The sequence below is a fragment of the Vibrio fujianensis genome (genome assembly GCF_002749895.1).
Classification (GTDB): Bacteria; Pseudomonadota; Gammaproteobacteria; order Enterobacterales; family Vibrionaceae; genus Vibrio; species Vibrio fujianensis.
The window spans coordinates 809,606-811,038 of record NZ_NBUS01000054.1; the positions used below are offsets into that span (position 1 = coordinate 809,606).

Genomic DNA, 1,433 nt, shown 5'->3' on the forward strand with positions numbered 1-1,433 from the left:
CAGGAGCAGGCTATTTATCAACCATCAATAACCGGGCAAATTGCCCGCTTATTGCCTTATTCTGTGGTCGATGGGCCCGGCAACCGATTGGTATTTTTTCTACAAGGCTGTAATTATCGCTGCCCCGCTTGTCATAACCCACAAACGATTGATCGCTATAGTGAAGATTCACAAGCGCTGACCGTTTCTGCTGCAATTGAGCAGATAAAGCAACGGCGACAGTTTATTTCCGGCATTACTCTCAGTGGTGGTGAAGCGAGTTTGCAAATCGAATTTGTTCGAGCATTGTTTAAAGCGGTGAAAACCACCCGTGAACTCTCGTCATTAACTTGTTTACTCGATAGCAATGGCAGTCTTGCCCGCAAACACTGGCAAAGTGTGTTGCCTTGGATGGATGGAGCCATGATCGATTTAAAAGCATGGCACGAAGCGTGTCACTTTCAATTAACTGGCCATAGTAATTTAGCCGTTAAGCGGTCATTACACTTTCTGGCTGAACATGGCAAGTTAAGCGAAGTGCGTTTATTACTCATTCCCGATAAAACAGACTATGACCAATATAGCGACGCATTAGCGCAATATTTAAATCAGTTACAACAATTACAATCCGCTAAAGGAGCGCCTTTTCAACTACGAATTAATGCATTTACCAATCACGGTGTCTCAGGAGTCGCTAAGTCGTGGTCAGCGGCCACTACAGAGCAAGTGAACCACTTAATGGTCAAGCTCAAACACCAAAATAACTGGGAGATGGAAGGCGGTGGCCAGTGAGTGACCTATTGACCTAGCACAGATTGAAACCGCTGCCAGCTAGCACTGGAAAAGAGCTAAGAATAGCTCTCATCATCCCCATGAGCACAGACAGATGATGTGATTAGAGTATTAGGCTAAACGAACGTAGAGGACATTGCAGCATCTCTCAGTAAGAAGGACATCTAGTTATAAAATGACCCTCTCATGAGGGTCAAAATCGTTGATATAAAATACAGATCAAACCATTAGGTACGAATATGCTTAATCGCAGCATTCAAATCATCAACATTGTTCTGCAAATCCCTCACGACTGGAGCGAGTTGATTAATGGCAATATTCATATCCGATGAGAGTGATTTAATATTACTTAAATTGCTGGATATTTCATCACTAACGGCTAATTGTTCTTCGGTTGCCGAAGCTATGGATGTATTGAGTTTATGGATTTCAATCGCTGAGTTTTGTATAGTACTTAATCCTTCATTCGCGGTTGACATATTGCTACGTGTTGATTGCATTTTATCAGCACTGGAACGAATCGTTTTAGTCGACTGCTCTGCTTTTTCTTGCAGAGTAGAAATCATGGTTTCAATTTCACCGGTGGACTGCTGTGTACGTTGAGCGAGTGAACGAACCTCATCGGCGACAACCGCAAACCCTCGCCCTTGTTCACCGGCTCG

The 1,433-nt window shown here is 43.6% G+C and carries 2 protein-coding genes; one reads left to right on the forward strand and one right to left on the reverse strand.

Translation table 11 applies throughout. The features are described from left to right. Positions 1 to 771, forward strand: a 771-nt coding sequence (locus B7C60_RS16820; RefSeq protein WP_216639338.1) for a 4Fe-4S cluster-binding domain-containing protein, incomplete at its 5' end; no start/stop codon positions are given. A gap of 227 nt (positions 772 to 998) precedes the next feature. On the opposite strand, the gene B7C60_RS19955 is transcribed toward B7C60_RS16820, so the two are convergent. Next, positions 999 to 1,433, reverse strand: a 435-nt coding sequence (locus tag B7C60_RS19955) for a methyl-accepting chemotaxis protein (protein ID WP_245869658.1), incomplete at its 5' end; no start/stop codon positions are given.